Below are 256 nucleotides of genomic sequence, written 5' to 3' on the forward strand. Positions count from 1 at the left end.
AGGGCAGGCGCGACTGGGCCAGGCAGAACACCAGCAGCGGCAGCGCGATCCATAGCGCCAGCAACAGCGCGCCGGCTTGCTCGGCGCGCGCCTGGCGTTCGCGCCAGGCGCGTACGCGAGCGGGCAGCGCGCGCGCCCAGCGCAGCAGTTCGCCGGTCCACGGCAGCGTGCCCAACAGCAAGGTCGGCAGGTAGATCTTGAGCCAGCCGTACCATTCGGGATGTCGGCCGAAGCGGTCTGTGGCGACGCGGTCGAC

1 protein-coding gene is annotated in these 256 nt (G+C 71.9%); it reads right to left on the reverse strand.

Annotated elements, in window-relative coordinates; translation table 11 throughout:
• Positions 1-256 (reverse strand): glycosyltransferase (locus HKX41_12310; GenBank protein NNC24919.1); only part of this gene is annotated, 256 nt, incomplete at both ends.

The sequence above is a fragment of the Salifodinibacter halophilus genome (assembly GCA_012999515.1).
GTDB classification, from domain to species: domain Bacteria; phylum Pseudomonadota; class Gammaproteobacteria; order Nevskiales; family Salinisphaeraceae; genus Salifodinibacter; species Salifodinibacter halophilus.